This is a genomic window from Pseudomonas sp. SCPG-7, from assembly GCF_002156405.1.
In the GTDB taxonomy this organism is placed as follows: domain Bacteria; phylum Pseudomonadota; class Gammaproteobacteria; order Pseudomonadales; family Pseudomonadaceae; genus Aquipseudomonas; species Aquipseudomonas parakoreensis.
In genome coordinates, this window is record NZ_MVOO01000009.1 from 121,341 (window position 1) to 147,295 (window position 25,955).

General features: G+C 59.0%; 19 protein-coding genes. 3 read left to right on the forward strand and 16 right to left on the reverse strand.

What is annotated here, in order from left to right:
* Positions 1-12 precede the first annotated feature (12 nt).
* Together B1722_RS17870 and B1722_RS17875 are read right to left on the reverse strand one after the other, a co-directional pair.
* Positions 13-906: a glycine betaine ABC transporter substrate-binding protein gene (locus B1722_RS17870; RefSeq protein WP_086793735.1), complete on the reverse strand. Its 894-nt coding sequence runs from the start codon at positions 904-906 to the stop codon at positions 13-15.
* Between the two features lie 21 nt (positions 907-927).
* On the reverse strand, positions 928-1,617 hold the full coding sequence (locus tag B1722_RS17875) for an ABC transporter permease (RefSeq protein ID WP_174377360.1): 690 nt from the start codon (positions 1,615-1,617) through the stop codon (positions 928-930).
* A gap of 449 nt (positions 1,618-2,066) precedes the next feature.
* Between B1722_RS17875 and B1722_RS17880 the strand changes: the two genes are divergently transcribed.
* The 3 genes from B1722_RS17880 to B1722_RS17890 all read left to right on the forward strand — a co-directional run bounded on the left by B1722_RS17880 (position 2,067) and on the right by B1722_RS17890 (position 6,294).
* A complete protein-coding gene (locus tag B1722_RS17880) occupies positions 2,067-3,650 on the forward strand; it encodes a peptide chain release factor 3 (protein ID WP_041066884.1) in 1,584 nt (527 codons plus the stop codon).
* A gap of 1,002 nt (positions 3,651-4,652) precedes the next feature.
* Positions 4,653-5,882 carry an MFS transporter gene (locus tag B1722_RS17885; RefSeq protein WP_086793739.1) on the forward strand — a complete coding sequence of 410 codons (1,230 nt, stop codon included), beginning with the start codon at positions 4,653-4,655 and terminating at the stop codon, positions 5,880-5,882.
* A 157-nt stretch (positions 5,883-6,039) separates the two neighbouring features.
* Positions 6,040-6,294, forward strand: coding sequence for a hypothetical protein (locus B1722_RS17890; RefSeq protein WP_047291237.1), 255 nt, complete (start codon positions 6,040-6,042; stop codon positions 6,292-6,294).
* A 210-nt stretch (positions 6,295-6,504) separates the two neighbouring features.
* On the opposite strand, the gene B1722_RS17895 is transcribed toward B1722_RS17890, so the two are convergent.
* From B1722_RS17895 to B1722_RS17960, 14 genes are all read right to left on the reverse strand, one after another.
* Complete coding sequence (locus B1722_RS17895; protein ID WP_047291239.1) at positions 6,505-7,485, reverse strand: peptide ABC transporter ATP-binding protein; 981 nt, start codon at positions 7,483-7,485, stop codon at positions 6,505-6,507.
* Positions 7,485-8,453 carry an ABC transporter ATP-binding protein gene (locus B1722_RS17900; protein WP_041072769.1) on the reverse strand — a complete coding sequence of 323 codons (969 nt, stop codon included), beginning with the start codon at positions 8,451-8,453 and terminating at the stop codon, positions 7,485-7,487. The genes B1722_RS17895 and B1722_RS17900 overlap by 1 nt, the downstream gene beginning before the upstream one ends.
* 10 nt (positions 8,454-8,463) lie before the next feature.
* Positions 8,464-9,390 carry an ABC transporter permease subunit gene (locus B1722_RS17905; RefSeq protein WP_041072771.1) on the reverse strand — a complete coding sequence of 309 codons (927 nt, stop codon included), beginning with the start codon at positions 9,388-9,390 and terminating at the stop codon, positions 8,464-8,466.
* Positions 9,391-9,400: 10 nt separating this feature from the next.
* Positions 9,401-10,411 (reverse strand): ABC transporter permease subunit, encoded by a 1,011-nt coding sequence (locus B1722_RS17910; RefSeq protein ID WP_041072773.1) that lies wholly within the window; start codon positions 10,409-10,411, stop codon positions 9,401-9,403.
* A 73-nt stretch (positions 10,412-10,484) separates the two neighbouring features.
* The gene (locus B1722_RS17915; protein ID WP_041072775.1) at positions 10,485-12,080 is read right to left on the reverse strand and encodes an ABC transporter substrate-binding protein; all 1,596 of its coding nucleotides are present in this window, start codon (positions 12,078-12,080) and stop codon (positions 10,485-10,487) included.
* Between the two features lie 77 nt (positions 12,081-12,157).
* The gene (locus tag B1722_RS17920) at positions 12,158-13,570 is read right to left on the reverse strand and encodes an OprD family porin (RefSeq protein WP_041072777.1); all 1,413 of its coding nucleotides are present in this window, start codon (positions 13,568-13,570) and stop codon (positions 12,158-12,160) included.
* Positions 13,571-13,747: 177 nt separating this feature from the next.
* The gene (locus B1722_RS17925; protein ID WP_086793741.1) at positions 13,748-15,346 is read right to left on the reverse strand and encodes an ABC transporter substrate-binding protein; all 1,599 of its coding nucleotides are present in this window, start codon (positions 15,344-15,346) and stop codon (positions 13,748-13,750) included.
* Between the two features lie 260 nt (positions 15,347-15,606).
* A complete protein-coding gene (locus B1722_RS17930; protein WP_041072783.1) occupies positions 15,607-17,208 on the reverse strand; it encodes an ABC transporter substrate-binding protein in 1,602 nt (533 codons plus the stop codon).
* Positions 17,209-17,523: 315 nt separating this feature from the next.
* Positions 17,524-18,372: an aminotransferase class IV gene (locus B1722_RS17935; RefSeq protein ID WP_041072785.1), complete on the reverse strand. Its 849-nt coding sequence runs from the start codon at positions 18,370-18,372 to the stop codon at positions 17,524-17,526.
* A gap of 27 nt (positions 18,373-18,399) precedes the next feature.
* A complete protein-coding gene (locus tag B1722_RS17940) occupies positions 18,400-19,308 on the reverse strand; it encodes a mitomycin antibiotic biosynthesis protein (protein ID WP_041072787.1) in 909 nt (302 codons plus the stop codon).
* A 13-nt stretch (positions 19,309-19,321) separates the two neighbouring features.
* On the reverse strand, positions 19,322-20,254 hold the full coding sequence (locus B1722_RS17945; protein ID WP_086793748.1) for a hypothetical protein: 933 nt from the start codon (positions 20,252-20,254) through the stop codon (positions 19,322-19,324).
* A 47-nt stretch (positions 20,255-20,301) separates the two neighbouring features.
* Positions 20,302-23,670: an ATP-binding cassette domain-containing protein gene (locus B1722_RS17950; protein WP_086793750.1), complete on the reverse strand. Its 3,369-nt coding sequence runs from the start codon at positions 23,668-23,670 to the stop codon at positions 20,302-20,304.
* A 3-nt stretch (positions 23,671-23,673) separates the two neighbouring features.
* Complete coding sequence (locus B1722_RS17955) at positions 23,674-24,759, reverse strand: AraC family ligand binding domain-containing protein (RefSeq protein WP_052510606.1); 1,086 nt, start codon at positions 24,757-24,759, stop codon at positions 23,674-23,676.
* A 20-nt stretch (positions 24,760-24,779) separates the two neighbouring features.
* Positions 24,780-25,943, reverse strand: a complete 1,164-nt coding sequence (locus B1722_RS17960) for an acetyl-CoA carboxylase biotin carboxylase subunit family protein (RefSeq protein WP_041072793.1) — start codon at positions 25,941-25,943, stop codon at positions 24,780-24,782.
* Positions 25,944-25,955 lie beyond the last annotated feature (12 nt).

Below are 25,955 nucleotides of genomic sequence, written 5' to 3' on the forward strand. Positions count from 1 at the left end.
GACTTTTCCTCCTTAGTTGAGTGGATGCTGGCGCAGGAAATCGGCGGCCACTTTCGATGGGCTTTCGTGATCGACGTCGACCCGCGCGTTGAGCTGGCGCATGGTTTCGTCGTCGAACAATTGCGCCAGCGGCTTGAGTTGCTCGGCCAGTTGCGGGTGCGCATCGAGGTAGGCCTGGCGCACCACCGGCGCGGCGGTGTAGTCGGGGAAGTAGCGCTTGTCGTCTTCCAGCAGTTTCAGGCCGAACGCATTCAGGCGGCCGTCGGTGGTGTAGACCAGACCGGCAAACACCTGGCCATTGCGCAGCGCGGTGTAGACCAGCCCCGCGTCCATCTGCCGGATGTTCTTGCGGGTCAGGTTCATGTCGTAGAGCTTGACCATGCCGTCCAGACCGTCGGAGCGGTTGGCGAACTCGGTGTCCAGCGCCACCAGGTGATTGGTCTTGGCCTCATCGCGCAGCACCTTGTTCAGGTCGCTGATGGTGTTGACCTGCGGATACTCCTCGGCGACTTTTTTCGGCAGGGCGAGGGCGTAGGTGTTGCTGAATTTCGACGGGGTCAGCCAGACCAGGCCTTTTTTCGCGTCGAGTTCTTTGACCCGGGCGTAGGACTGTTCGCTGTCGAGTTTCTCGGTGACGTGGTTGTAGGCCACCAGTGAAACGCCGGTGTATTCCCAGAGCATGTCCAGCTGTCCGCTTTCGTGCGCACTGCGGGCGAGATTGCTGCCCAAACCGCCGGTGATCTGCGCGTCGTAGCCTTTGCTGCGCAGGTATTGCGCGGTGATTTCCGCGAGCAGCGTCTGCTCGGTGAACACCCGGGCGCCGAGGCGAATAACCGGTTTTTCGGCGGCTTGGGCCAATCCTGCAAACAGCAGGAGGCAGCTCAAGATCAAGCTAAATCGTTTCATAAATATTCCTTCGCAAGAGCCTTAAGACGGGCGCAAACCGCGTTCCAGCCAGAGACGGCTGGCGAGGGTGACCACGCCATCGAGCAGCAGGGCCAGCAGCGCAGTGCACGCGGCACCGAGCAACAGTTGCGGCTGATTGTTCAGGGCAATGCCAGGGAAGATCAGGCTGCCGAGGCTGTTGGCGCCGATCAGGAAGGCCAGCGGCGCGGTGCCGACGTTGATCGCCAGTGCCACGCGCACGCCACCGATGATGATCGGCACGGCGTTGGGCAATTCGACTTTCCACAACACCTGGCGCGGGGTCATGCCGATGCCGACGGCGGCTTCTTTCAGCGAACCCTGGACGTTTTTCAGACCTTCGTAGGTGTTGCGCACAATCGGCAACAGGGACGCGAGGAACAAAGCGAAGATCGCCGGACCACTGCCGATGCCGAGAACCCCCAGGGCAATCGCCAGTACGGCCAGCGGTGGCACGGTGTTGCCGATATTGAAGATCTGCATGAAGCGTTCTGCGCGGCCGACCATGCTCGGGCGGCTGAGAAAGATACCGGCGGGGATGCCCACGACCAGGGCGGCCAGCATTGAAGCGAGGACGAGAATCAGATGAGCTTGCAGGTAAAACAACAAATCGTCGCGGTAGTGTTCGATCGTGTTGATGCCGATCCAGTGAACCAGCAGGGCCAGGAGCGCGATCACCACCGCACCTCCCATCAGCCCTTTGCCATAGCGGATAGCCACAGGCGGACTCCTTTTTTTGTAGTCGGCGAACGCAGCTCCGTGTGGCAAGGCCATTCCTGGCTGCCGAAGTCAGCGTTCGCGAAAAGTAGCCGTTTTTCAGGACCGGCCAAGCGATCTGAAAGCGAGCCATGAGCGCAGCCTCGTCAGGCTAACTTGCTGATTTTTCAGCCCCTGACGAAATGTCGTAACAGGGGATGGACGTCTCCGTGCTTTAAAAGGTTCCCACGTCAGATACTGTTTGGCCACCTGTAGGAGCTGCCGCAGGCTGCGATCTTTTGATTTTGTTCTTGAGAGCAAGATCAAAAGATCGCAACCTGCGGCAGCTCCTACAGGGTTTTGCGCGACCGAGGGACGGTGGTTCGGCGGTTACTTTTTAAGCTATACTCGCCGCCCTTTTTTGAATCACCGCCAGGCGATTTCCCATGACCAACCAGGCCGCCGAAGTCGCGAAACGCCGCACTTTCGCCATTATTTCCCACCCCGATGCCGGTAAAACCACGATCACCGAAAAGCTCCTGTTGATGGGCAAGGCGATTGCAGTGGCCGGTACGGTGAAATCCCGTAAATCCGACCGCCATGCGACATCCGACTGGATGGAGATGGAGAAGCAGCGGGGTATTTCCATTACCACGTCGGTCATGCAGTTCCCGTATCGCGAACACATGATCAACCTGCTCGACACCCCGGGCCACGAAGACTTCTCCGAAGACACCTACCGCACCCTGACCGCAGTCGACTCGGCATTGATGGTTCTCGACGGCGGTAAAGGTGTTGAGCCACGGACCATCGCCCTGATGGACGTCTGCCGTCTGCGTGATACGCCGATCGTCAGCTTCATCAACAAACTCGACCGCGACATCCGCGACCCGATCGAACTGCTCGACGAAATCGAAGCCGTCCTGAAGATCAAGGCAGCGCCGATCACCTGGCCGATCGGTTGCTACCGCGATTTCAAGGGCGTGTACCACCTGGCCGACGACTACATCATTGTCTACACCGCCGGTCACGGTCACGAACGCACTGAAACCAAGATCATCGAGAAGCTCGACTCCGACGAGGCGCGCGCGCATCTGGGCGACGAGTACGAGCGCTTCCTCGAACAGCTGGAACTGGTTCAGGGCGCCTGCCATGAGTTCAACCAGCAGGAGTTCCTCGACGGTCAACTGACTCCGGTGTTCTTCGGTACTGCATTGGGCAACTTCGGTGTCGACCACGTGCTCGACGCCGTTGTGGACTGGGCGCCGCGTCCTTTGCCTCGCGTGGCCAACGAGCGCACCGTCGAGCCGGTGGAAGAGAAGTTCTCGGGCTTCATCTTCAAGATTCAGGCGAACATGGACCCGAAACACCGCGACCGTATCGCTTTCATGCGTATCTGCTCCGGCAAGTACGAGAAAGGCATGAAGATGCGCCACGTGCGTACCGGCAAGGACGTGCGCATCGGCGACGCCTTGACGTTCTTCTCCTCCGAGCGTGAACAGCTGGAAGAGGCGTACGCCGGCGACATCATCGGTCTGCATAACCACGGCACGATCCAGATCGGCGACACCTTCAGCGAAGGCGAAGTCCTCGGGTTCACTGGTATCCCGCACTTCGCCCCGGAGCTGTTCCGTCGCGTGCGTCTGCGTGATCCGCTGAAATCCAAGCAATTGCGTCAGGGTCTGCAGCAGTTGGCCGAAGAGGGCGCGACTCAGGTGTTCTTTCCGGAGCGCAGCAACGACATCATTCTTGGCGCCGTCGGTGTGCTGCAGTTCGATGTGGTCGCCAGTCGTTTGAAGGAGGAATACAAGGTTGAGTGCTCGTATGAGCCGATCACTGTTTACTCCGCGCGCTGGATCGAGTGCAGCGACAAGAAGAAGCTTGAGGAGTTTTCCAACAAGGCGGTGGAGAACCTCGCGCTGGATGGCGGTGGGCACCTGACCTATCTGGCGCCGACGCGGGTTAACCTGGCGTTGATGGAAGAGCGTTGGCCGGATGTGAAGTTCCGTGCGACGCGTGAGCATCATTAAGCGCTGAGCTGGGTTGTTCGAAAGCCCCTGAGGTGTAGGCCTTGGGGGCTTTTTTTGGGCTTTGTCTTGGCGGCCTTTGGGCCGACCAGGCTTCGGGTGGTTTTGGGTGTATATCCGTTTTTTCGGTGATGGCGGCTTAGGGTTTCGCCCTGACGGCGACTCACTTTTTTTACAAACGCCTAAAAAAAGTAAGCAAAAAAACGCTTGCTCCTGCGTTCGGCCCGCTCGCTAAAGCTCGGGGTCCCTTCGCTGCGGGATTGATCCGGGCGCAGCGCCACGGTTTGCTTCGCTGCACCTCCTCTCGCTGTGTTTGGCTGCGCCAAGCGGTCGCTGCGCTCCCACCCCCGGATCAATCCCTCCACTCAGCCTTCCGATGTCGCCCGTGGATCAAGATCAAAAGCGGTACTCGAGCTAACGCTCATTGTGTTGAGTGGTGAGGAGCGAGAGCGGTGCGCGTTCTGCTCTTGCTCTTGTGTGGGAGCTGGCTTGCCAGCGATGGCGGCCTGCAAGCCGACCAATCGCCCACTGAAGTCACTCAATTTCCCTGTGGGAGCGAGCTTGCTCGCGAAGGCGCCCTGCCAGCCAACCGTTCTCCAAATGAATACCCCAATCCATTGTGGGAGCTGGCTTGCCAGCGATGGCGGCCTGCGAGCCGACCAATCTCCCACTGAAGTCACTCAATTTCCCTGTGGGAGCGAGCCTGCTCGCGAAGGCGTCCTGCCAGCCAACCGTTCTCCAAATGAATACCCCAATCCATTGTGGGAGCTGGCTTGCCAGCGATGGCGGCCTGCGAGCCGACCATTTTCTAATCGAACTGAGCGACCGAGGGCTGCGATCTTTTGGACTTGAAGCGCGAAGTCAAAAGATCGCTGCCTACGACAGCTCCCACAGGGTTGTAGGGCGACTCTGTATTTTGAGATATCGATGTTCTTGAGCGCGACAACCGGTGTGCTGGGCGTTAGTGTTTCAGGTCCACGCCAGTCGCTTTGAGAGGTCAATGGAATGACGCGCAACCTCGTCCATCTGCTGCGCCCCAACGGCTATTTCAGCCTGATGGCCTGGGTGCTCGCGGCGCTGCTGTTCATCAATCGCTTGAGCAGCATGGTCAAGTTGTTCATGGCGCTGTATCTGCGCCAGGAGCTGGGGCTGGCGATCGAGACGGTGGGCTGGCTGTTGTCGGCTTACGGCGCCGGGTTGTTGATTGGTTCGATGCTCGGTGGTTTGCTCAGTGATCATGTGCGGACGGCGCGGCTGACCGCCGCGTTGTTCTTTGTTTCCATGTGGGTGTTGATCCTGTTGGGGCTGGTGACGCAGGTGGCGTTGCTGGCCGTGTTGCTGTTGCTCAGTGGTGCCGTCGACGGGGCGATTCGAACGCTGCATCAGCGACTGATCATGGAGTATTGCGAGCCTGCGCAGCGCTCCCGTGCCCAAGCCTTGAGCCGGGTGGCGCGAAACCTTGGCATGGCGGCTGCCGGGGTGGCCGGCGGGGTGTTGGCGCAGACGGATTTCCGTTGGGTGTTTTTTGTCAGTGCGGCGATGACGCTGCTCGCGTTGCTTTGGTTTGTGCGCACCACTTGGCGCCGCGCGGTACTCAAGCCCGATGAGGTGACCGAAGCTGGCACTCGTACACCGTTGCGCGACGCGGCATTCCTCTGGCTGCTCGGTGCGGCCGTGTTGCTGGGGATGGCCTTCGACACGGTTTACAGCACGCTGGGCAACTATCTGCGCGACTACTACCACTTGAGCACCGAGGCCATCGGCTGGCAGTTCGGGCTTAACGCGATGCTGGTGGTGGCGCTGCAGATCCCGCTCACGCACTGGGGCGAGCGGTGGGGCTTGCGTCGGCAATTGCTCGCGGGTTGTGTGTTGTTGGCGGTCGGGTTGGGGATGTTGCCGTTTGGCTCCGGCTTGCTTTACGTGTGTCTGTCGACGGTGATCTGGACCTTGGGTGAAGCTTTTTTCATGCCGCCGCTGAATGTGCTGGTCATGCGGCACGCGCAGGGCGGCAAAAGTGGCCAGTATTTCGGTCTGTTTTTCATGAGCTGGAGCGCCAGTGCATTGTTGTCGCCGGTGTTGAGTGGTCAGCTGTATGGGCACTTCGGCGGCCACAGTGTATGGCTTGCGAGCGCGACACTGGCGTTGTTGACCTTGCCGCTGATCTGCCTGGCGACGCGCTCATCGACCCAGGCCAAAGCGCTGGCCGCCAGTGAACGCACGGCCTCGCTTAGCTGATTCGGTTATAGCGGTTATTCACAAGTGATCTCTCGTCCCAGGGCATTTCCCGGGGTTGGTCAGCGTCCTATCTGGTGAACCGGACTGATCGGAACTAGATTTCATTCAGCGCCGGATCGGCACCCCAGGCTTCAACCACGAAAGGATGGAAATGGCTATGAGCATTTTTCAACGCATTGTGCTGTTGCTTAAGGTTTTGGTGATGTTGACGCTTGGCACTACGGCGGCGTGGGCAAGTTCTGCCACACCATCACAGGGGTTTAACGCAGCCCACGGACAAGCCGGTGTGGTCATGCTGGCCAAGTCTGAATCCGAACCGGGCGATCAGGACCAGGGCGGCAGCAAGGATGATGACGACTCGACCACTGACGAGCCGGACACTGACGATGACGAAGGCGACAGCCAGTCGTAAAGCGCCGGCAAAAGAAAACCCCTTCTTCCCCGACTGATGCGCAATCGGGGGAGAAGAGGTTTGGGTTAACACATTATTTCCGGATAAACACGATTCCTGCAGGAGCTGCGGCACGCTGCGATCTTTTGATCCTGATGCTGGAAATCAACAGATCGCAGCCTCGTTTCACTCGACAGCTCCTACAGGTTTTGTATCGGTCTCCGGTTTTGCTTACGCCGCGCCATCGAGGAACTGTTCGGCGTAGTGGCAAGCCACCTGCCGGTTGTCGAGCTGGCGCAGGGCCGGCTCTTCAGTGCTGCAACGCTCGGTCGCGTAAGGGCAACGCTTGTGGAACGCGCAGCCCGGTGGCGGGTTCAGCGGGTTGGGCAGTTCGCCGACAATCTTGATTTTCGGCTTGTCCGGATCCGGGTGGATCGTGGGTGTCGCCGACAACAAGGCCTGGGTGTACGGGTGCAGAGGTCGGGTGTAGATGTCCTCTTTCGGACCCATTTCCACCGGACGGCCGAGGTACATCACCAGCACCGAGTCGGCGACGTGACGCACCACCGCCAGGTTGTGCGAGATGAACACGTAGGCGGTGTTGAACTCCTGCTGCAGGTCCATGAACAGGTTCAGCACCTGCGCCTGAATCGATACGTCGAGCGCCGAGGTCGGTTCGTCCGCCACCAGCACCTTCGGTTGCAGCATCATCGCCCGCGCCAGGGCAATACGCTGACGCTGACCGCCGGAGAACATGTGCGGATAGCGCTGGTAGTGCTCGGGACGCAAGCCGACCTGCTTCATCATCGCCTGGACTTTCTCGCGACGCTCGGTAGCACTCAGGTTGGTGTTGATCAGCAGTGGCTCGGCCAATTGATCACCGATTTTCTGCCGTGGGTTCAACGATGCGTACGGGCTCTGAAACACCATCTGCACGTCTTTGCGCAGTTGTTTGCGCTGGGCCTTGTCGGCGCCGGCGACTTCTTGCCCGGCGATTTTCAGCGAGCCGGAAGACGGCTCTTCAATCAGGGTCAGGGCGCGGGCGAGGGTGGATTTGCCGCAACCCGATTCGCCTACGACAGCGAGGGTCTTGCCGGCTTCCAGTTCGAACGACACGCCGTTGAGGGCGCGCACGGTCGCGTGGCCCTTGAACAGGCCACGGGAGACTTCGTAGTGACGGGTCAGGTCGCGGGCGGTAAGTACGACGGCCATTACGCCACCTCCTGGTTCAGCGGGTAGAAGCAACGGGCGAGGCTGTTGGCTTTCGGATCAAGGGCTGGACGTTGCACGCGGCAGCTGTCCTGCACGTACGGGCAGCGCGGCGACAGCAGGCAACCCTGCGGACGGTCGTAGCGGCCTGGAACGATGCCCGGCAGGGTCGACAGGCGCTCGGCGCCCAGACTGTGCTCGGGAATCGCCTTGAGCAGGGCTTCGCTGTAAGGGTGTGCCGGGATGTCGAACAGTTGCGGCACCTGACCGACTTCTACCGCTTGACCTGCGTACATCACACAGACGCGCTGGGCGGTTTCGGCCACGACCGCGAGGTCGTGAGTGATCAGCACCAGGCCCATGTTCTGTTCTTTCTGCAACGCCAGCAGCAGATCCATGATCTGCGCCTGAATCGTCACGTCCAGCGCCGTGGTCGGTTCGTCGGCGATCAGCAGTTTCGGCTCGCCGGCAATCGCCATGGCAATTGCCACACGCTGGCTCATGCCGCCGGACAGTTGGTGCGGGTAGGCGTCCATACGGCTGGCGGCGCCCGGGATTTCCACTTTCTCCAGCAATTCGATGGCGCGTTTGCGCGCTTGCTTGCCGGACATTTTCAGGTGCAGGCGCAGCACTTCTTCGATCTGGAAACCAACGGTGTAGCTCGGGTTGAGCGCGGTCATCGGATCCTGGAACACCATCGACAGGTCTTTGCCGACGATTTGCCGACGCTGACGATTGCTCAGCTTGAGCATGTCTTTGCCGTCGAAGCTGAGCGAGTCGGCAGTGACGATGCCGGGATGCTCGATCAGCCCCATCAGCGCCATCATGGTCACGGATTTACCCGACCCCGACTCGCCAACGATGGCCAGGACTTCGCCCTTGTCGACTTTCAGGTCGAGGCCATCGACCACGGGCGTCGCGTTCTTGTCGCCGAAGCGGACGTTGAGATTCTTGATTTCTAGCAGTGACATGGGAATCTCCTCAGGCGGCGTTCTTGAGTTTCGGGTCCAGCGCGTCGCGCAGGCCGTCGCCCATCAGGTTGATTGCCAGCACGCTGAGCAAAATGGTCAAACCAGGCAGACTCACCACCCACCAGGCACGTTCGATGTAGTCGCGGGCCGAGGCCAGCATGGTGCCCCACTCAGGGGTTGGCGGTTGTACGCCAAGGCCGAGGAAGCCCAGCGCCGCCGCGTCGAGAATCGCCGAAGAGAAACTCAGGGTGGCCTGTACGATCAGCGGTGCCATGCAGTTGGGCAGCACGGTGATGAACATCAGGCGCGGCAGACCGGCACCGGCCAGGCGCGCGGCGGTGACGTAGTCGCGGTTCAGTTCGCCCATCACGGCGGCACGGGTCAGGCGCACGTAGGACGGCAGCGAAACCACGGCGATGGCGATCACGGTGTTGATCAGGCCAGGGCCGAGGATGGCGACAATCGCCACAGCCAGCAGCAGGGACGGCAGGGCCAGCATGATGTCCATCAGACGCATGATGGTCGGGCCGATCATCTTCGGGAAGAAACCGGCGAACAGACCCAGCAGGATCCCCGGGATCAACGACATCACCACCGACGACAGACCGATCAGCAGCGACAGGCGCGAACCCTGGATCAGCCGCGACAGCAGGTCGCGGCCCAGTTCATCGGTGCCGAGCAGGAACTGCATTTGCCCGCCTTCGAGCCACGCCGGTGGCGTCAGCAGGAAGTCACGGTATTGCTCGCTCGGGTTATGCGGCGCGACCCACGGCGCGAAGATCGCGCAGAAAATCACCAGCAGCATGAACAGCAGGCCGGCAACCGCGCCCTTGTTCTTCGCGAAGGCTTGCCAGAATTCTTTGTACGGTGACGGATACAGCAGGCTTTGATCCGCGCTTGGGGCGGAAGTGGCTACTGAGGATGTTGGAGTGCTCATGGTATGGACCTCAGCGCTGATGACGGATGCGTGGGTTGGCAAAGCCGTAGAGGATGTCCACTACGAAGTTGACCAGAATCACCAGGCAGGCGATTAACAGGATGCCGTTTTGCACAACCGGGTAGTCCCGGGCGCCGATGGCTTCGATCAGCCATTTACCGATGCCGGGCCAGGAGAAAATGGTTTCGGTCAGGACCGCGCCGGCCAGCAGGGTACCGACTTGCAGGCCGACCACGGTCAGAACCGGAATCAGCGCGTTACGCAGGCCGTGCACGAACACCACGCGCGACGGCGACAGGCCTTTGGCCTTGGCAGTGCGGATGTAGTCTTCACGCAGCACTTCGAGCATCGACGAACGGGTCATCCGCGCGATCACCGCCAGTGGAATGGTGCCGAGCACGATGGCCGGCAGAATCAGGTGATGCAGGGCATCGAAGAATGCGCCCATGTCATCGGCCAACAGCGTGTCGATCAGCATGAAACCGGTGCGCGGCTCGATGTCGTAGAGCAGGTCGATCCGCCCGGACACCGGGGTCCAGCCCAGGCTCACCGAGAAGAACATGATCAGGATCAGGCCCCACCAGAAGATCGGCATCGAATACCCCGCCAGGGAGATGCCCATCACCCCATGGTCGAACAGGGATCCTCGTTTGAGGGCCGCGATCACCCCGGCCAGAAGACCGAGAATGCCGGCGAACAGCAGGGCGGCCATGGACAGTTCCAGGGTCGCCGGGAAGAGGGAGGTGAACTCGGTCCATACGCTCTCACGCGTACGCAGGGATTCGCCGAGATCGCCGTGGGCCAGTTTGCCGATGTAGTCCAGGTACTGGGCATACAGCGGTTTGTTCAGACCAAGGCGTTCCATTGCCTGAGCGTGCATTTCGGGGTCGACCCGACGTTCGCCCATCATCACTTCCACGGGGTCGCCGGGAATCATGCGAATCAACGCGAAAGTCAGCAGGGTGATGCCGAAAAACGTGGGGATCAACAACCCCAGTCGGCGGGCAATAAAACTAAACATCTTGTGTGGTACCTCATCAGCCGGTTAGGCGTGCCCGGCGACCCTGGGGTCAGGGAGGCCGGGAGTTTCTTATCTACTTCACCTGGGTGGTGGCGAAGTTATTCGTGGTCAGAGGGCTGATGTGGTAACCCTCTACGTTATTGCGCATTGCGGTAAACATACGGGTGTGGGCCATGCTGATCCACGGTTGGTCCTGATTAAACAGCACCTGAGACTGTTCGTAGAGCTTGGCGCGTTCGGCCGGATCTACTTTAGCCCGTGCTTCGTCGAGCAGTGCCTGGAATTTCTCGTTGCACCAGCGCGCGTAGTTTTCGCCGTTCTTGGCCGCTTCGCAACTGAGCATAGGCGTCAGGAAGTTATCCGGGTCGCCGTTGTCGCCCGCCCATCCGGCCGACACCATATCGTGTTCGCCGGCCTTGGCGCGCTTGAGCATCTCGCCCCATTCCATCACACGGATGTCGACCTTGATCCCGACTTTCGCCAGATCGGCCTGCATCATCTGTGCGCCGAGCATCGGATTGGGGTTGGTCGGGCCGCCGCCGTTACGGGTAAACAGAGTAAACACGGTGCCTTCCGGGACCCCGGCTTCCTTGAGCAGGGCGCGGGCCTTGTCGAGGTCACGTGGCGGGTTCTTCAGGTCGTGGTTGTAGCCCAGCAGTGTCGGCGGGTAGGGGTTGACCGCTACGGTCGCGTTGCCCTTGCCGAACAGGGCGTTGACGTAGGCTTCCTTGTCGAATGCGATGTCGATCGCTTTGCGGACCCGCACGTCGCTCATGTATTTGTGCTGAGTGTTCATGGCGATGTACGAGACGGTCATCGCGTCCAGTTCATCGACCTTCAGGTTGCTGTCTTTCTTGATGCTCGGGATGTCATCCGGCTTCGGATACAGTGCGATCTGGCACTCGTTGGCCTTGAGCTTCTGCAGGCGCACGTTGTTGTCGGTGGCGATTGCCAGGATCAACGCATCGGCCGGTGGCTTGCCACGGAAGTAGTCCGGGTTGGCCTTGAAGCGCACCTGCGCATCCTTGGCGTAACGCTGGAAGATGAACGGGCCGGTGCCTACAGGCTTGTTGTTGAGGTCGGCGGTCTTGCCGGACTTGAGCAACTGGTCGGCGTATTCGGCCGGGTAGATCGAGGAGAACGCCATGGCGATGTCGGCCAGGAACGGCGCTTCGCGGCGGGTCAGGGTGAACTTGACCGTGTTGTCGTCGACTTTTTCGACGCTTTTGAGCAGTTCCTTGAAGCCCATGCTTTCAAAGTACGGGAAGCCCACGCTCGACAGTTTGTGCCACGGGTGATTCGGGTCCAGCTGACGCTGGAAGCTCCAGACCACGTCGTCGGCGTTCATGTCGCGGGTCGGCTTGAAGTATTCGGTGGTGTGAAACTTGACGCCTTTGCGCAGGTGGAACGTGTACGTCAGGCCGTCTTCACTGATGTCCCAGGATTCGGCCAGTGCCGGAATCACTTCGGTGGTGCCGGGCTTGAAGTCCGCCAGACGGTTGAAGATCGTTTCGGCCACCGCATCGGCAGTGACTGCAGTTGTGTACTGGACCATATCGAAGCCTTCCGGGCTGGCTTCGGTGCAGACCACCAAGGGTTTGGCCGAGACGCCGATGGCGGCGCTCAACAACGCAGCCGCGACGGCCGCACGTAGGGGAAGCATTTTCATCGATAACCCTCTGCAATCGGTTGAAGACAAAAAACCGAACGGCCGACTCGTCATGAGTCAGCCGTCGGTCGGCGTTTTTACAGGATGTTGAACGGGATGGTGGTCACGAGACGGAACTCGTTGATGCTGCCGTCAGCCTGGTTTTCGCTGGCGCGGTGAGCGGTGTAGGTGCCACGGATGGTGGTCGCCTTGAGCGGGCCGCTCTGTACGGCGTAGGTTGCACCAATGCCGTATTCGTAGTGGTGCTCGCCGTCCATGTTGCGTACGTCATAGGCTGTGCCGGTGTAGTGAGTACCGTCGATACCCCAGCCGCGAGCCTGGTAGATGTTGAACTTCAGGCCTGGCACGCCATATTCGGCCATGTTCAGACCATAGGCGACCTGGAAGGATTTCTCGTTCGGGCCGTTGAAGTCGGACAGCAGGGAGTTGGCCAGGTAGATGCCGTTGGTTTCGTGCAGGTAGTCGAAGTACTCGTTACCGTTAATTTCCTGGTACGAGAAGGTCAGGCTATGAGCCTGGTGAGTCAGGCCGAACGACAGCGAGTAGGTGTCGTTGTCGATTTCGCCCATCTCTTTTTTGCCGGTATCGACGGTCTTGTAGTAGTTCAGGCCAGTGGTCAGGCTGACGACATTGCTGTCACCCAGTTCGTGGGTGGCGCCGAAGTAGTACTGGTTCCAGAAGTCTTCAACCTTGGAGGCGTACAGGCTGGTCTTCAGGCTTTTCAGCGGCTGATAGTTCAGGCCGACGATGCTGACGCGATCGGTTTCGGCGTTGTTGTTGGTGTACTCGGAACGGAATTTCGACAGGCTTTCTTCGGTACGTGGCGATACGCGGTCGAAGCTGCCGGCGTCGAACGACAGGTTGTTCAGTTCTTCGCTGTGCAGGCTCACACCTTCAAAGCTCGAAGGCAGCGCACGGTTGCCGATGGTGTCGACGATCGGGGTGCTGAAGTTCTGGCGACCGGCGGTCAGGGTGGTGTTCGACACGCGGAACTTGACGTTGGCCAGACCCAATTTGCTCCACTGGCCTTCAGCGTCGCCGCCTTCTTTGGTCAGCGTACGGTTGTTGCCCGCGCCTGGACGCGAACCCGGTGCGCCACCGTTGTTGGAGGCCAGGTCCTTGCGATTACGCTCCAGCGCTACAGCGTTGTAAGCAGCGACTTCAGTGCTGACACCCACGGTGCCCTGAGTGAAACCGGAAGTGAAGTTGACGATGGTGCCCTGCACCCAGTTGATACGACGATCAGTCGGGGTGGCAACGCCGTCCTTGCGATAAGTGAACTTGCCGCCGCGCTTGAGTTGCTCGTTGGCGTACCAGTTACGGGTCGTGCCGCTGATGGTGGAACCTTCGAGGAAGCCGGTGGCATCAGCCTGGGCGCTTTTCTCGTTGACGGTCACCGGGGTGAACGCCTGGCTCTGTTCCTCGGCATAGGCCGTGGCGGTGATGCTGCTGATGGCCAGGGCCAGTATCGCGGTGCTGCTCAGTTTCATGGGTGAAGCTCCTTTACTTTCTTTTTATGCCGGCTTTTTTGGGTGGGCCGGTTATTGGTTTAGAACTCATTTCACACATCGCAAACGTTTGCAAAAGGCCGGATCGGCGAATTTCGGCAAAGCGCTTGCGTGAGGGGGATAGACAGCCCCCCTCAGCATTGCGGCTAATCGGTTGGGTTAATCGATACTGACGCCCGAGAACACATTGCGACCGAAGGGGCTGACTTTGAAGCCTTCAACCCGGGCGCTTAACGGCTGGTTGACCGTCGAGTGGGCGACAGGCGTGATCGGCACTTGCTGCTTGAGCAACTGCTGCGCCTGTTTGTAGAGCGTGGTGCGCTGGTCGCGGTCGGTGACGACCTTGGCCTCTTTGATCAGCTTGTCGTAAGCCGGATCGCACCACATGGAGTAGTTGTTGCCGCCGATGGCATCGCAGCTGTACAGGGTGCCCAGCCAGTTGTCCGGATCCCCGTTGTCGCCGGTCCAGCCAATCAGGCTGATGTCGTGCTCGCCATTCTTGGTGCGCTTGATGTACTCGCCCCATTCGTAGCTGACGATCTTCACTTTCAGACCGATTTTCGCCCAGTCAGCCTGGAGCATTTCGGCCATCAGTTTGGCGTTCGGGTTGTACGGACGCTGGACCGGCATCGCCCACAGCGTGATCTCGGTGCCTTCCTTGACGCCGGCGGCCTTGAGCAGCTCTTTGGCTTTTTCCGGGTTGTAGGCGGCATCCTTGATGCTGTCGTCGTAGGACCACTGGGTCGGCGGCATGCCGTTGACCGCCAGTTGTCCGGCGCCTTGATAAACAGCGTTGAGAATCCCTTGTTTATTCACTGCCATGTCCAGCGCCTGACGCACTTCGAGCTGGTCGAAGGGCTTGTGACGGACGTTGTAGGCAATGTAACCGAGGTTGAAGCCGGGCTTGGAAATCAGCTGCAGTTTCGGGTCGGCCTTCAGCGCCTCCACGTCGGCAGGGCGCGGATGCAGAGTGATCTGGCATTCGCCGGCCTTGAGCTTCTGCACGCGCACCGATGGGTCGGTGGTGATAGCGAAGATCAGGTTGTCGATCTTCACGTCCTCAGGTTTCCAGTAGTCCTTGTTGCCGGTGTAACGGATGTTCGAGTCTTTCTGGTAGCTCTTGAACACGAACGGACCAGTGCCGATCGGCTTCTGGTTGATGTCGGCAGCCTTGCCTTCCTTGAGCAGCTGGGCAGCGTACTCGGCGGACTGGATCGAGGCGAAGCTCATGGCCATGTTCTGGATGAACGCGGCGTCGACTTCTTTCAGCGTGAACTTGACAGTGTGATCGTCGACTTTATCGATCTTGGTGATGTTGGTGTCCATCCCCATGTCGGTGAAGTACGGGAATTCGGTCGGGTAGGCCTTACGGAACGGGTCATCCTTGTTAATCATGCGATTGAAGGTGAACAGCACGTCGTCGGCGTTGAACTCACGAGTCGGCTTGAAATACGGGGTGGTGTGGAACTTGACGCCTTCACGCAGGTGGAAGGTGTAATTCAGGCCGTCCGGGGAAATGTCCCAGCTGGTGGCCAGGCCCGGGATAACGGCGGTGCCGCCACGCTCGAACTGGCTCAGACGGTTGAACATGGTTTCGGCTGAGGCGTCGAAGTCGGTTCCGGTGGTGTACTGGCCTGGATCAAAACCGGCCGGGCTCCCTTCGGAGCAGAACACCAGGTTAGTCGCAGCGGATGCGAAAGGTGCGGAGGCTAACAAGCCTGCGCCGACTAAAAACGGAATGACCGCGTGTTTAAGCATGTTGGCCTCATGATTTGTTGTCATTTTTTAATATTGAGGTACGACCTCGTGAGTCGTGCCTGCGGATACTTATGCAGGGGCCATACCCAATGCAAGATCCAGAGCGACTGCCGGCCTCAAAGCGTGGCACGAACGTACCTTAATGTCGCATTTGTGTAAGAGTTGACGCATTTGACCGTTTGCGGCCGTTTTTTACGGTGCAAATGAGGCCCCAAAACGGTGCATTGGTCACGTTGTGCGCGCCGCCTTGGGGCTCGGTGTTACTTATTTATACCCACGCCGTAGAAGGGTGTAAGGCCAAACGGACTGATCTTGAAGTCGCTCACTTCCTTGCGCAGCGGCTGGAACACCGTGGAGTTGGCAATGGGCGTGATCGGCACCTGCTGTTTAAGGATCAGTTGCGCCTGTTGATACAGTTTTACCCGTTGCGCTTTATCCGTGGACACCTTGGCCTGCTGAATCAATTTGTCGTAGGCCGGATCGCACCACTTGGCGTAGTTGCTACCTTTGACTGCCGCGCAGCTGTAGAGCACGCCGAGCCAGTTGTCCGGGTCGCCGTTGTCTCCTGTCCAACCATAGATCATCGCGTCGTGTTCGCCATTTTTCGCGCGCTTGATGTACTCCCCCCATTCGTAGCTGACGATGTTGGCCTTGATCCCGATCTTGTCCCAATCCTGCTGGATCATCTGCGCCGACATCCGCGCATTCGGGTTGGAGGCGCGCTGCACGGTCATCGCCCAGAGATTGATGGTGGTACCCGGTGCAACCCCGGCTTCCTTGAGTAGCGCCTTGGCTTTCACCGGGTCGTACGGCGCGTCCTTGATGTTCGGGTCATACGACCATTGCGCAGGTGGCAAGGCGTTCTGCGCCAGTTGCCCGGCACTCTGGTAGACGGCTTTGATGATCGCCGGTTTGTCGATGGCCATGTCCAGCGCCTGACGGACCTTGAGCTGGTCCAGCGGCGGATGCGTGGTGTTGTAGGCGAGGAAGCCGAGGTTGAAACCGGCCTGCTTCAATACGCGCAGGTTCGGGTCTTGTTCCATGACCTCGATGTCGGCCGGGCGCGGGTAGCCGCTGACCTGGCATTCGCCGGTCTTGAGTTTCTGCAGGCGGACGGCGGCGTCCGGGGTGATCGAGAACACCAGGTTGTCGATTTTTACGTCCTCGGGTTTCCAGTAGTCCTTGTTCGCGGCGTAGCGGATCTGCGCGTCTTTCTGGTAACGCTTGAACACGAACGGGCCGGTGCCCACCGGTTTCTGATTGAGGTCGGCGGCTTTGCCTTCCTTTAACAGTTGGGCGGCGTATTCGGCCGACTGCACCGAGGCGAAGCTCATGGCGAGGTTTTGCACGAACGCGGCGTCGACGTTGTTCAGGTTGAAGCGCACGGTGTTGTCGTCGAGTTTTTCCACTGATTTGATCGTGGTGTTCAGGCCCATGTCGGTGAAGTACGGGGACTCGGCGGGGTAGGCCTTGCGAAAGGCGTTGTCCGGGTCGAGCAGGCGCTGGAAGGTGAACAGTACGTCGTCGGCGTTGAAGTCGCGGGTCGGGGTGAAATATTCCGTTGTGTGGAATTTCACGCCTTGCCGTAGGTGGAAGGTGTATTGCAGGCCGTCGTTGGAGACGTCCCATTGGGTCGCCAGGCCGGGTTCGATGTCGGTACCGCCGCGCTGGAATTGGGTGAGGCGGTTGAAGACGGTTTCGGCGGAGGCGTCGAAGTCGGTGCCGCTGGTGTATTGGCTGGGGTCGAAGCCGGCGGGGCTGGCTTCGGAGCAGTAGACCAGGGTTGTTGCTGCGTTTGCGAAGGGGGCGGTGGTTGCCAGGGCTAGGGTGATCAGGAGTGGTTTGAGGGTGAGTCTATGCATGTCTGCCCCGGGTGTGGGAGGTGGTTGTGGCGGGTGAGGTTAGCTGGGGTGGTGGTGGGCGCGGAAATATCGTTTTTCTAGGTGAGGTGTCTATCTCGGTATATCTGGGCTGATTGGGCACATCTCCGTTGCTGCGGTAACGGCTTCTCGGGGTTCCGCCCTTACGGCGGAGCACTTTTGGCATACGCCGGAGTGCCCGCCCAGCCCAAAGTAACCATGGACCTGTCCCGCGGTAATCGAGCTAACGCTCATCCTGTTGAGTGCTGGGGAGCGGATTGGGAGGGGCACTTGAAAAATCTGTTCCCCGACCTTCGCTCAGCGCTGGGGATGCAGCACGCTTTTCTTGTATTGCGTTGCGAGCATTTCGATCCATGGGTTGGTTTTGTATTGCATGTCGTCAATTCGGCTGATTTCAGTGATTTCCATGGCGGTGCCGCATAGAAAAGCACCTTCGAATCCGGCCAGTTCCGATGCGCTGATTTCGCGCTCGGTGACTTGCAGATCGAGTGCGGGGGCCAGTTTGTCGATGATGAAGCGGCGGGTGACGCCGGCCAGTGCCATTTCCGTGGTCGGGGTGATCAGTTGGCGACCCTTGATGAAGAAGATGTTGGAGCCGCTGGACTCGCACACGGTGTCGGTTGTCGAGAGAAACAGCACGTCATCGAAGTTTTCGCCTTTGTCACGGAAGCTCAGAAAGCTCAGGGCATAAGTCGACGAGGTTTTTGCCTGATACGGATGGCAGTGGGCAGGTGCACGACGCCAATCGGCAATTTTCAGCCGGTAGGGTGTGGTGGCGGCCTTGGGCGCGAAGGGCAGGACGAAGATCACCACCCGGCTGCGACAGCCGCGCCCCATGAAGCTCACGTCGGCGTCGTCGAGGAATATGATGATTTTGATGTAGGCATCCTGAAGTTCGTTGCGACGCAGAAGCTCGTTGCAGGCATCGTTCAGCGTGGCATTGGAATACTCCAATGGTTGCTTGAACAGCTGTGCAGATCGCTGCAGGCGCTGCAGGTGTTCCTCGCACTTGAATATTTTTCCGCCATAACTGCGAATGCCTTCGTAGACCGAAGAGGCATAGGACAGTGAATGGGTGACGGGTGACAAATTGATGTTTTCCTGCGGCAGGAACTCACCGTCCAGCCAGGCGATAGCAGTGGTCATGGTCTGTTTCCAGGGTTGTCGGTGTAGTTAGCGCTGGTGCGCAGTGGTCAATGTGCCGGCAACTTCCCGTGCACTGAGGGCATGGTAGAACTCGCCCTTGATCAGACCGTCGCCCTCATAGCTGTTGGGGGTCTTACCCTGAAGTTCGAGCTCGTGGATGATCGCCTGGTAGTCTTCGAGCGGCACGATCCTGAAGTCCATGCTGACCCGCGTGGTGTTTTCAATGTTCTCGGCCGTGCCGTGCAGGACACGTGGATCGAACATCAGGCACTGGCCATAACGCAGGTTTGTCGGCATGGCGTCGGCTCGCAGGTCCGCCATCAATTGCGGACGCTGTTTCGCGTAATCGAAAAAGGCGACCCGGCTCTCTTTGTACTGGTCGTAGGCGTAACCCTGATCGCTGGCGAATTGCTTCAGCGCTGCGATGCTGGTGTTTTTCGAGCAGACGCTGAGTGCCCCGGTGTTTTTCACGTCGCAGAAGGGCAGCCACATGTTGATCTGCTGGAAGTAGTCGCCGAGCAGGGTATCGGAATGGTGGGTGAACAGTTCACCGTCAGCCAGTCGGTAACGGTCATCCAGACGACCCGGAATGTGGTAGCGGACCAAGGGGTTGTTCTCGAACACGAAGTCGAATCCCAGGTGTTCGCTGAGCCAGCCGACGAAGCGATAGTACTGCTCGATCATAGGCTGGCCGAGTGTCTGCAATGGGTCGTGCCAGTGGCCTGAGTCTTCCAGGTGGGTACTGATCTGCTCGGTGCTCAGGCATTCATGGATCTTGTTCAGCGCAAAGTCATTGGCCAGGTTGTAGCGCTTGGCGAGGGTTTGTTGCAGAGTCCCCGCCAGGTCAAAGGAAGACGTCGAGTAATCCATGATCGAAACGCCGTTCTGAATCAGATGGGCACTGCCCAGTTGCCGGTTGATATCAAAAAAAGACATGTTGAACTCCTTGTTAGCTGTCTCTGTTGGAAAATTCGCGCATCTGCTCGGCGCGGGTGGTGCGTAAGGGAATCAACCAGTTTTCCAGGTCGACGATCAGGTTGGCGCCCATGCGTTTCTTGATGTCGATGGCGCCGCGTCCCAGGCAATGGGTGCGCAAACCCAGTTCGTCGGCGGCTTTATAGAGTTGGTAGTAATCGCTGACATACAGATTGAGGCCGGCGGGAACCCGATCGCGATCCTGTCCCTGAACCAGCTGGGAGAAAACGCCCTGCTGCTCGTCGACGTAGCTGAGCGAGGCATACACCGGCAGGCGGGTGGTTTTCTCGTAGTTGATTTTTATGTAGTACCGGGAGCTATCCGCCGAGCGCGCGAGTGCCTGCATGGCCGCCAGCGAATACAGGTTGCGCACGTGCCGGTACTTGTCCACGTTCAATGACTGAAGCGTGGAAAATGCCAGCAAGACTTCGCTGTTTTCCGCCAGCCGGTCGAGTCGATGCAACTCGGTATGGCAGAAGTCCTCGGCGCGTCGTGTCAGGCGCACCATCTCCTTGAGTTGTTTTCTCCCCATCGACATCAAAAGGCTGTTGTCCAGGGTGTTATCTACGCGCAGATACGCGACCGGCATAAAGGGCACCGCGATGATCGGCCGATCGTAAGGGCGATGCAGCAAAGGCTGCGAAGAGTCCAGGGACGGAATCAGCAGCCAGTCGGCCTCTTGCGCTTCACTGACCAAGCGATCCACTTGCATTGGATCGGGATGCGCCGAAACCGGCAGATAAAAGTAGCCGGGTGCCACGCTGGCGAGTTCATCGTGCAGCGGATTGTGCTGGTGCGCCGTGCCTTTGAGCGTAGCCTCCCAGTGGGCAATATCCCGCAAGGGCAATTGGGGGCGGGAGACGCCATAGCTGATACAAAACGCTTCCCGCTGCGCAAGCAACTCCATGTTTACCATCCTTGAATGACTGCACTGGAAAAGGCTGTCCGTAACCTTCAGGCCGGCTGCTCGACCAGGCGTCGTTGGTGATTGAAATTGAATGTTCGATTGCCCAGTTCGCACAGGTCAGGGTTGTGGGTAATGATGAAAAACAGTGTCTGCGGCAACGCGCGAACGACCTTGCCGATCAGTTCGACTTCCTCCGTGCTGCTCATTTCTGAAGTCGCTTCATCAAGAATCGCAATCGTCGGGGCACTGAGTGTCAGGTCCAGCAAGGCCAGGCGTTGCAGCTCGGATTTGCTCAGGCCCAGTTCACCACTCCAGGGAATGTGCTGGTCGAAGCCGTTCTGCAGTCGCTCGACAACGTCCGTCAGGCCTAGCAAGTGCACGCCTCGTTGCAGTGCTTCGGGAGACGGACGGTTGAAGTGATCGGAGAGCAGACCCGGTTTGAAGACTGGATTGGAGGTCAGCAGGCGAACCTCTTGCGAGTGGCGGCGGGACAGATATCCGTCGGTGCCGCCGAGCGTGGAAATCTGCCCTGCACTTGGCAGGAGACTGCCGATCACCAGATTGGCGAACGTCGATTTGCCAACGCCGCTGGGGCCCATGATGACCACTACGTCCCGTGGTTCGAATGACTGGTTGAATTGCTCCAGCACCGTCACGCCGCTGGCCGGGTTGACGAAGGTGACGTCGCGAAACGCCACAAGCGCTGCAGCGCCTGAAGCTTCGACAGGGGACGCCGTGGCAGGCGCCCGGGCGGGGCTGACGATGAGCCGATCAGCGCTGGCCAATACCTGTCGCAACTCGACGACGCATCTGCCGAGCCGGGCGAAAATCGCGATCAGGCTGTACGAGAGACTGACCGCCAGCACGTTGGCGGTGCTGACCACGCCTGCGGCCTGAATCGTAATCGTCGACGCGATGATTCCGGACAGGAACAGCACGCCCATCAAGTCCAGTTTGTAGCTGTACCAACGGCGAGTTGCGGCGTTGTCCAGCGAGGCGAAGGCGCGGGTTGCAAGGCCCGGCGCCAGCCAGTCCAGCGCCTGAGATTGATCTGCCGCAAGATCGAATCGGCCACCCGCCCAGCTCAAGGCCTGGACGCGCGACAGCACGGCGCCGGAGCTGTCGATCTCGGCACTGTTGAAATGTGCCAGCAGGGCATCGGACTGTCGTGCGCTGTGCCAGTAAATCAGGCCGATAATCAGGAATGGCAGCACGACATACGGGTTGCCAAGCACCACGTAGGCCGTAGTGATCGACAGCAGGGTCAGGGCGCTGATGGTTTCCAGCAACAGCACCGGCAACACTTCGTCGACACGTCGCTGATCGCGGGTCAGTTTGTTCTGGCTGTCGTGATCGATGGCTTGTTGCTGCTGCCGATTGAGTCCGGAATTCATCAACTGGGAGAAATACCGCAGGCATTGATTCGTCGCGGCGTCGATGGTTCTTCTGACAGTCAGCAGGGCGCTGCCGATCGACAGCACGGCGCTGATCAGCAGGACACTGCTCAAGCCGATCAGCGATGCTTGCAGGTGCGAACTCATGTAGCCGCTGGCGATGATGTAGTCACCCGTGATGGTGAATATTTCCTTCAGCGCGAGCAGTGCGAACGCAACGAGCGAAAGTTTCCAGATGCCGAACTCGCGCAGGCTGTCGAGCAGCGGTCGGATCGTCGCGGCGGGTGGCGGATCATCGGCCGGCGAGCGTTGTGCCGATGTCGGGGAACTGTCGAAAGCCGATTCGTCGGCTGATGCCGTGCCCGGCAGCGTAGCCGGCTGCTGGTTTTCACTGACGTTTATCTGCCCGTCTGCGAGCGTCCAGACTTGCTGTGCCGCGGCTATTTCATCCGGGCGTTCGGTCACGAAAATCACCCGGGTGTCGCGCCATGGCCCACTCAGCATCGATTGCAGCAAACCCGTGGCAATGTCGTTGTCCAGACCGGAAGTGGGTTGATCAATGAACACCCATTGCGGTCGGTGTATCAGCGCCCGGGCCAGCTCGAGACGTTTGCCCTGTCCCCTGGAAACGTCCCAGCGCCGGTTTGCACCTTGGCGCCGTTCGTTGAGGTAGTCCAGGTAAAAGTGTTTTGGCAAACGCGCGTAACCGAATGCATCGCGTACGTCTTCGTCGGTAAAGAGCGTCCCGTACACGCTCAGGTTTTCCGTCAGGCCACCCTCGACGATCCAAGGCTCGTCGGGTATCAGCAGTGCCTTGCCGTCGGCGTGTGCCAGTCGTTCGGCACAGAACTTCAACAGGCTGGTCTTGCCACTGCCGGCGGCGCCGACAATCGCGATGTGCCGGGCGTCGATGGGCGGGAGTTGGCGGGCAACGAACGGGCTGTTTTCGCCCGTCTTGGCGAGTAAATACGCGGCGATGTTTTTATGCCCGACGACACCCTGCGACAGGCTTTGCACGATGTCCGGAATATTGTTGGCCACCGAGCGCAATCCGCCGATCAAGGCGATGGCGGCCAAAACTCCGGGCGCGTCGATCTGGCCGGTGTAGGCCAGTTGCAGCAAAGCGGCACTGAGCAGCGCGGCAATCGGGGTCATCGACGATACCAGGCTGATGCCCGCGACCAGACGTGCAGCTCTTTTCAGCGCGTGTTCTTCCAAGTGGCGTTTGCTGGCGTATTCGCGGATCAATGGGTCGGTCCAGTTTTTCAGCCAGGCTTGGCGCCGGTTCTTTACGGCAAATGCGCCGACCTCCAGGCGTTGGGTCGCACTCAGCGAAAGCGCTTCGTAAGCCTGGTTCAGGCGACGGGCAATCCAGTAGACCGTCATTGAGCTGATAGCAATGACCGCCAGCGCCGCGAGCGCGCTGACACCCAGCGCATAAAAGAAGAATGTCGAGGTGAAAATGACCGTGGCCAATGCCAACGATATGGTTATCAGGCCTGACCAGGAAGACTCGATACGGGAGGCTTCGCGATCAAACAGGCTGGTCAGGCTCGGTTCAGCTGTAGCCTTTTGCAGCGCCGGTTTTTTGCGCAGCAAGCGTTGTTCTACGTAAGAGCGGCTGCCGATACCCACCAGCTCCGCGAGGAAAAACGTGTGGTTGAGGGCCAACCAGGCGCAGTAAGTCAGCACCATGCAGGTCACGCCCAATGTCAGGTTGGACGCGATGTCCGACTCACCCTGCATCAATTGCGCGAGCAGTGACTTCAAGGTGATCGCGGCACCGAATGCCGCGCTGGTGTGCACGGCAATCGTTATTAGCGCCAGGCCGATATCTTGTTTCAGGGCGGCAAAAATCCTCGCAGGCAGCGGCTGTGTTTCGGCGTCCGGTCGAGCATCGCGGCTGGCGGCATTCGACCAGCGTTGCCAGCGATGAGCGTGCAGTTGTGCTGCGGCGCGTTTTTTTTCCGGCTCCGGGAGCCGGAACCACAGGACTGTCTTGAGGAATTCTGCAATCTTCATGGGTCAGTTGTACGCACGCGTTTGGGCGGTGGCAGGTGCCGGCGGGTTATCCGGATGATCGGCACAGGCAATTTCGGCAAATCGGTTGCACAGCAAAGTCATCATGTTCCAGCCTTCGCTCAGGGCTTCGCGCAGCTCTTCGATTTCCTTGGGTGATGCCTGATTCAACAGCTCGATGCCCATGCTGACGTGGCTGCCGTCGTCTTCGCCGTGCTCCTGGAAATGCGGCATGCCGGCAAATACGCGGGAAGCCTCGCTGTGGAAAATTTCCCCGCTGCCCTCTAGCACGATGTGCATCAGCAGTGTCTTGACCATGTCGCTCTTGTAGAGCATCTGGTGCCGGAACCACTCCATCGTCGAAAGAAACGCTGCATCCCACACCGGGGTATGTCCGGCTTCGCGCTGGTCGCGCAAGTTGTTATTGTGGCCGAGCTCTTCGATCAAATGTTCGAGGGCGATTTTTTTGTGCGCGGGATCGAGCGTCATCGCGACTCGTATGTGCAGCAAGTCCTGGAACATGTCCGACCAGGTCTGCAGGCAGTCGAGGAGTTTTTCGCGAACCTGAGGGTGCTCGATGACCGCCGAGTTGATCAGCGCCAATAGTCGGCTGTGACGGAAGTCTTCGAGAAAATGTTCGTTATCTTCCAGCAGCACCTCGGCCGGGCGAGCGTCTGAGGTGTCACGGGACTTGAACACGACGTTGGGCTTGCTGCTGTCTTCATACAGTGCCTTGCCATTGAACTGAATCGACAGTGCCCAGAACCCATCGTCAGTCCCCTGGAAACCGTGCAGCGAGTGCGGCGGCACCAACACCATGTCACCGGCCTCGATGGCCTGCTCAGTAGCGCCGAGGGTTTTCCCGGAGCCGTCGCAGATCAGGATCAGGCTCGGCTCGGGATGCTGGTGAACGGACAGTTCCTGATCTTTTTCGAGCCTTACCCAACTGATGGCCAGCTCGCTGTTGGTCGGGATGAATTGAGCCAGAGCGGGATGCCGGGAGAAAATCTTTACCACCCCCAGATCATGCAAGGCGCCGTTGATGGTCACGTTGTTGAGGGGCTCGATGTCGCGTCTGGAGATGACTTCCATTTCTTCTTGTTCCTGATTATTCAGTTAGCCGAAGTGAGTGTGTTCAAACGGGTAATAGCGCGATAGAACTTGTCGCGATCATCGCTGGCAATAACCAGCAGGCCCACTTTGTCGTCGTTGGTGTGCGGACGATCAAGTGGCGGATTGGCGTCGCCCATGATCAATCGGATAATGTCGACTTCCTGCATGTAATCGCGAATGACATCAGGGTTGACGGGTTCGTAAAACAAGTGGGAGCCGGCGAATGTGTAACGCTCTGGCAAGTTGTCCGGGGTCGACCCATTTATTGTGCTGTGGAAACTTAGGGTTTCTCTGAACAGGTCGACGCCGGTGGTAAGTTCCACCAATAAGCCGATGTAGTCGCCGCCGACTCGGTTGTTGATTTCCACCAGATGTAAATTATTTCCGGAGATCATTATTTCAATATGGCATGGGCCATGTTTGTGATCGATCGCTGTCAACAGTCTTTCGCAATAACCACTGATATTTTCGAAGGTTTGCTGGTCGACGTTGTCCGGTGAAATGATGTGCTGTTCTTCGGCGAGTGAGGTTCCATAAAGTTGCTTGTTGGTCACCGCCAGGACGCGGTGTCGGGAGTCGATGGTCAGGGTTTCCACGCTGACTTCGCGTCCGTTCAAGAACTCTTCGGCGAGCAGAGTGAAAGGCGCTTGTCCGATTCGGCTCAGTGCATCATGAAGCGCCGTACGGTCTTTGATGATGAAGACGTTCTCACTGCCGGAACCCTTGGGGTCTTTCAGCACAATGCCACTGGGGTGGCTGACCAGTAATTGCTCGACCTCTGCGTGGTTGTGGCAGGTCTTGCTGGTGACGGCAAACTCGCTTCCCGCCAGATGCGAGCGCATCGAAGCCTTGTCGATGCACCGCTCGCAGGTGTCGTAATCCATCCCGGGGATCGCGAAATGCTTGCTCGCAAGCGCAGCTGGCAGCAGACCGTCCTCGGTAAATGAAAAGATGAAATCGACGCTTTGCGAAAGGAGGACTTCTTCCATCCTGGCCAGCACCGTTGCCTCGGAAAAATCGTTGACGAGGTGAATGCGGTCGGTCAGTGCCGTCAGGTTGGGGCCTACCGAGTCGGGCAGTTGCAATACGGTGAAGTCAAAACCCAAACCGTTGTAGTGCATGAACGTTTCATCATGCCCACCGATCATTACGATATTCTTCATAGTCTGCCTTGT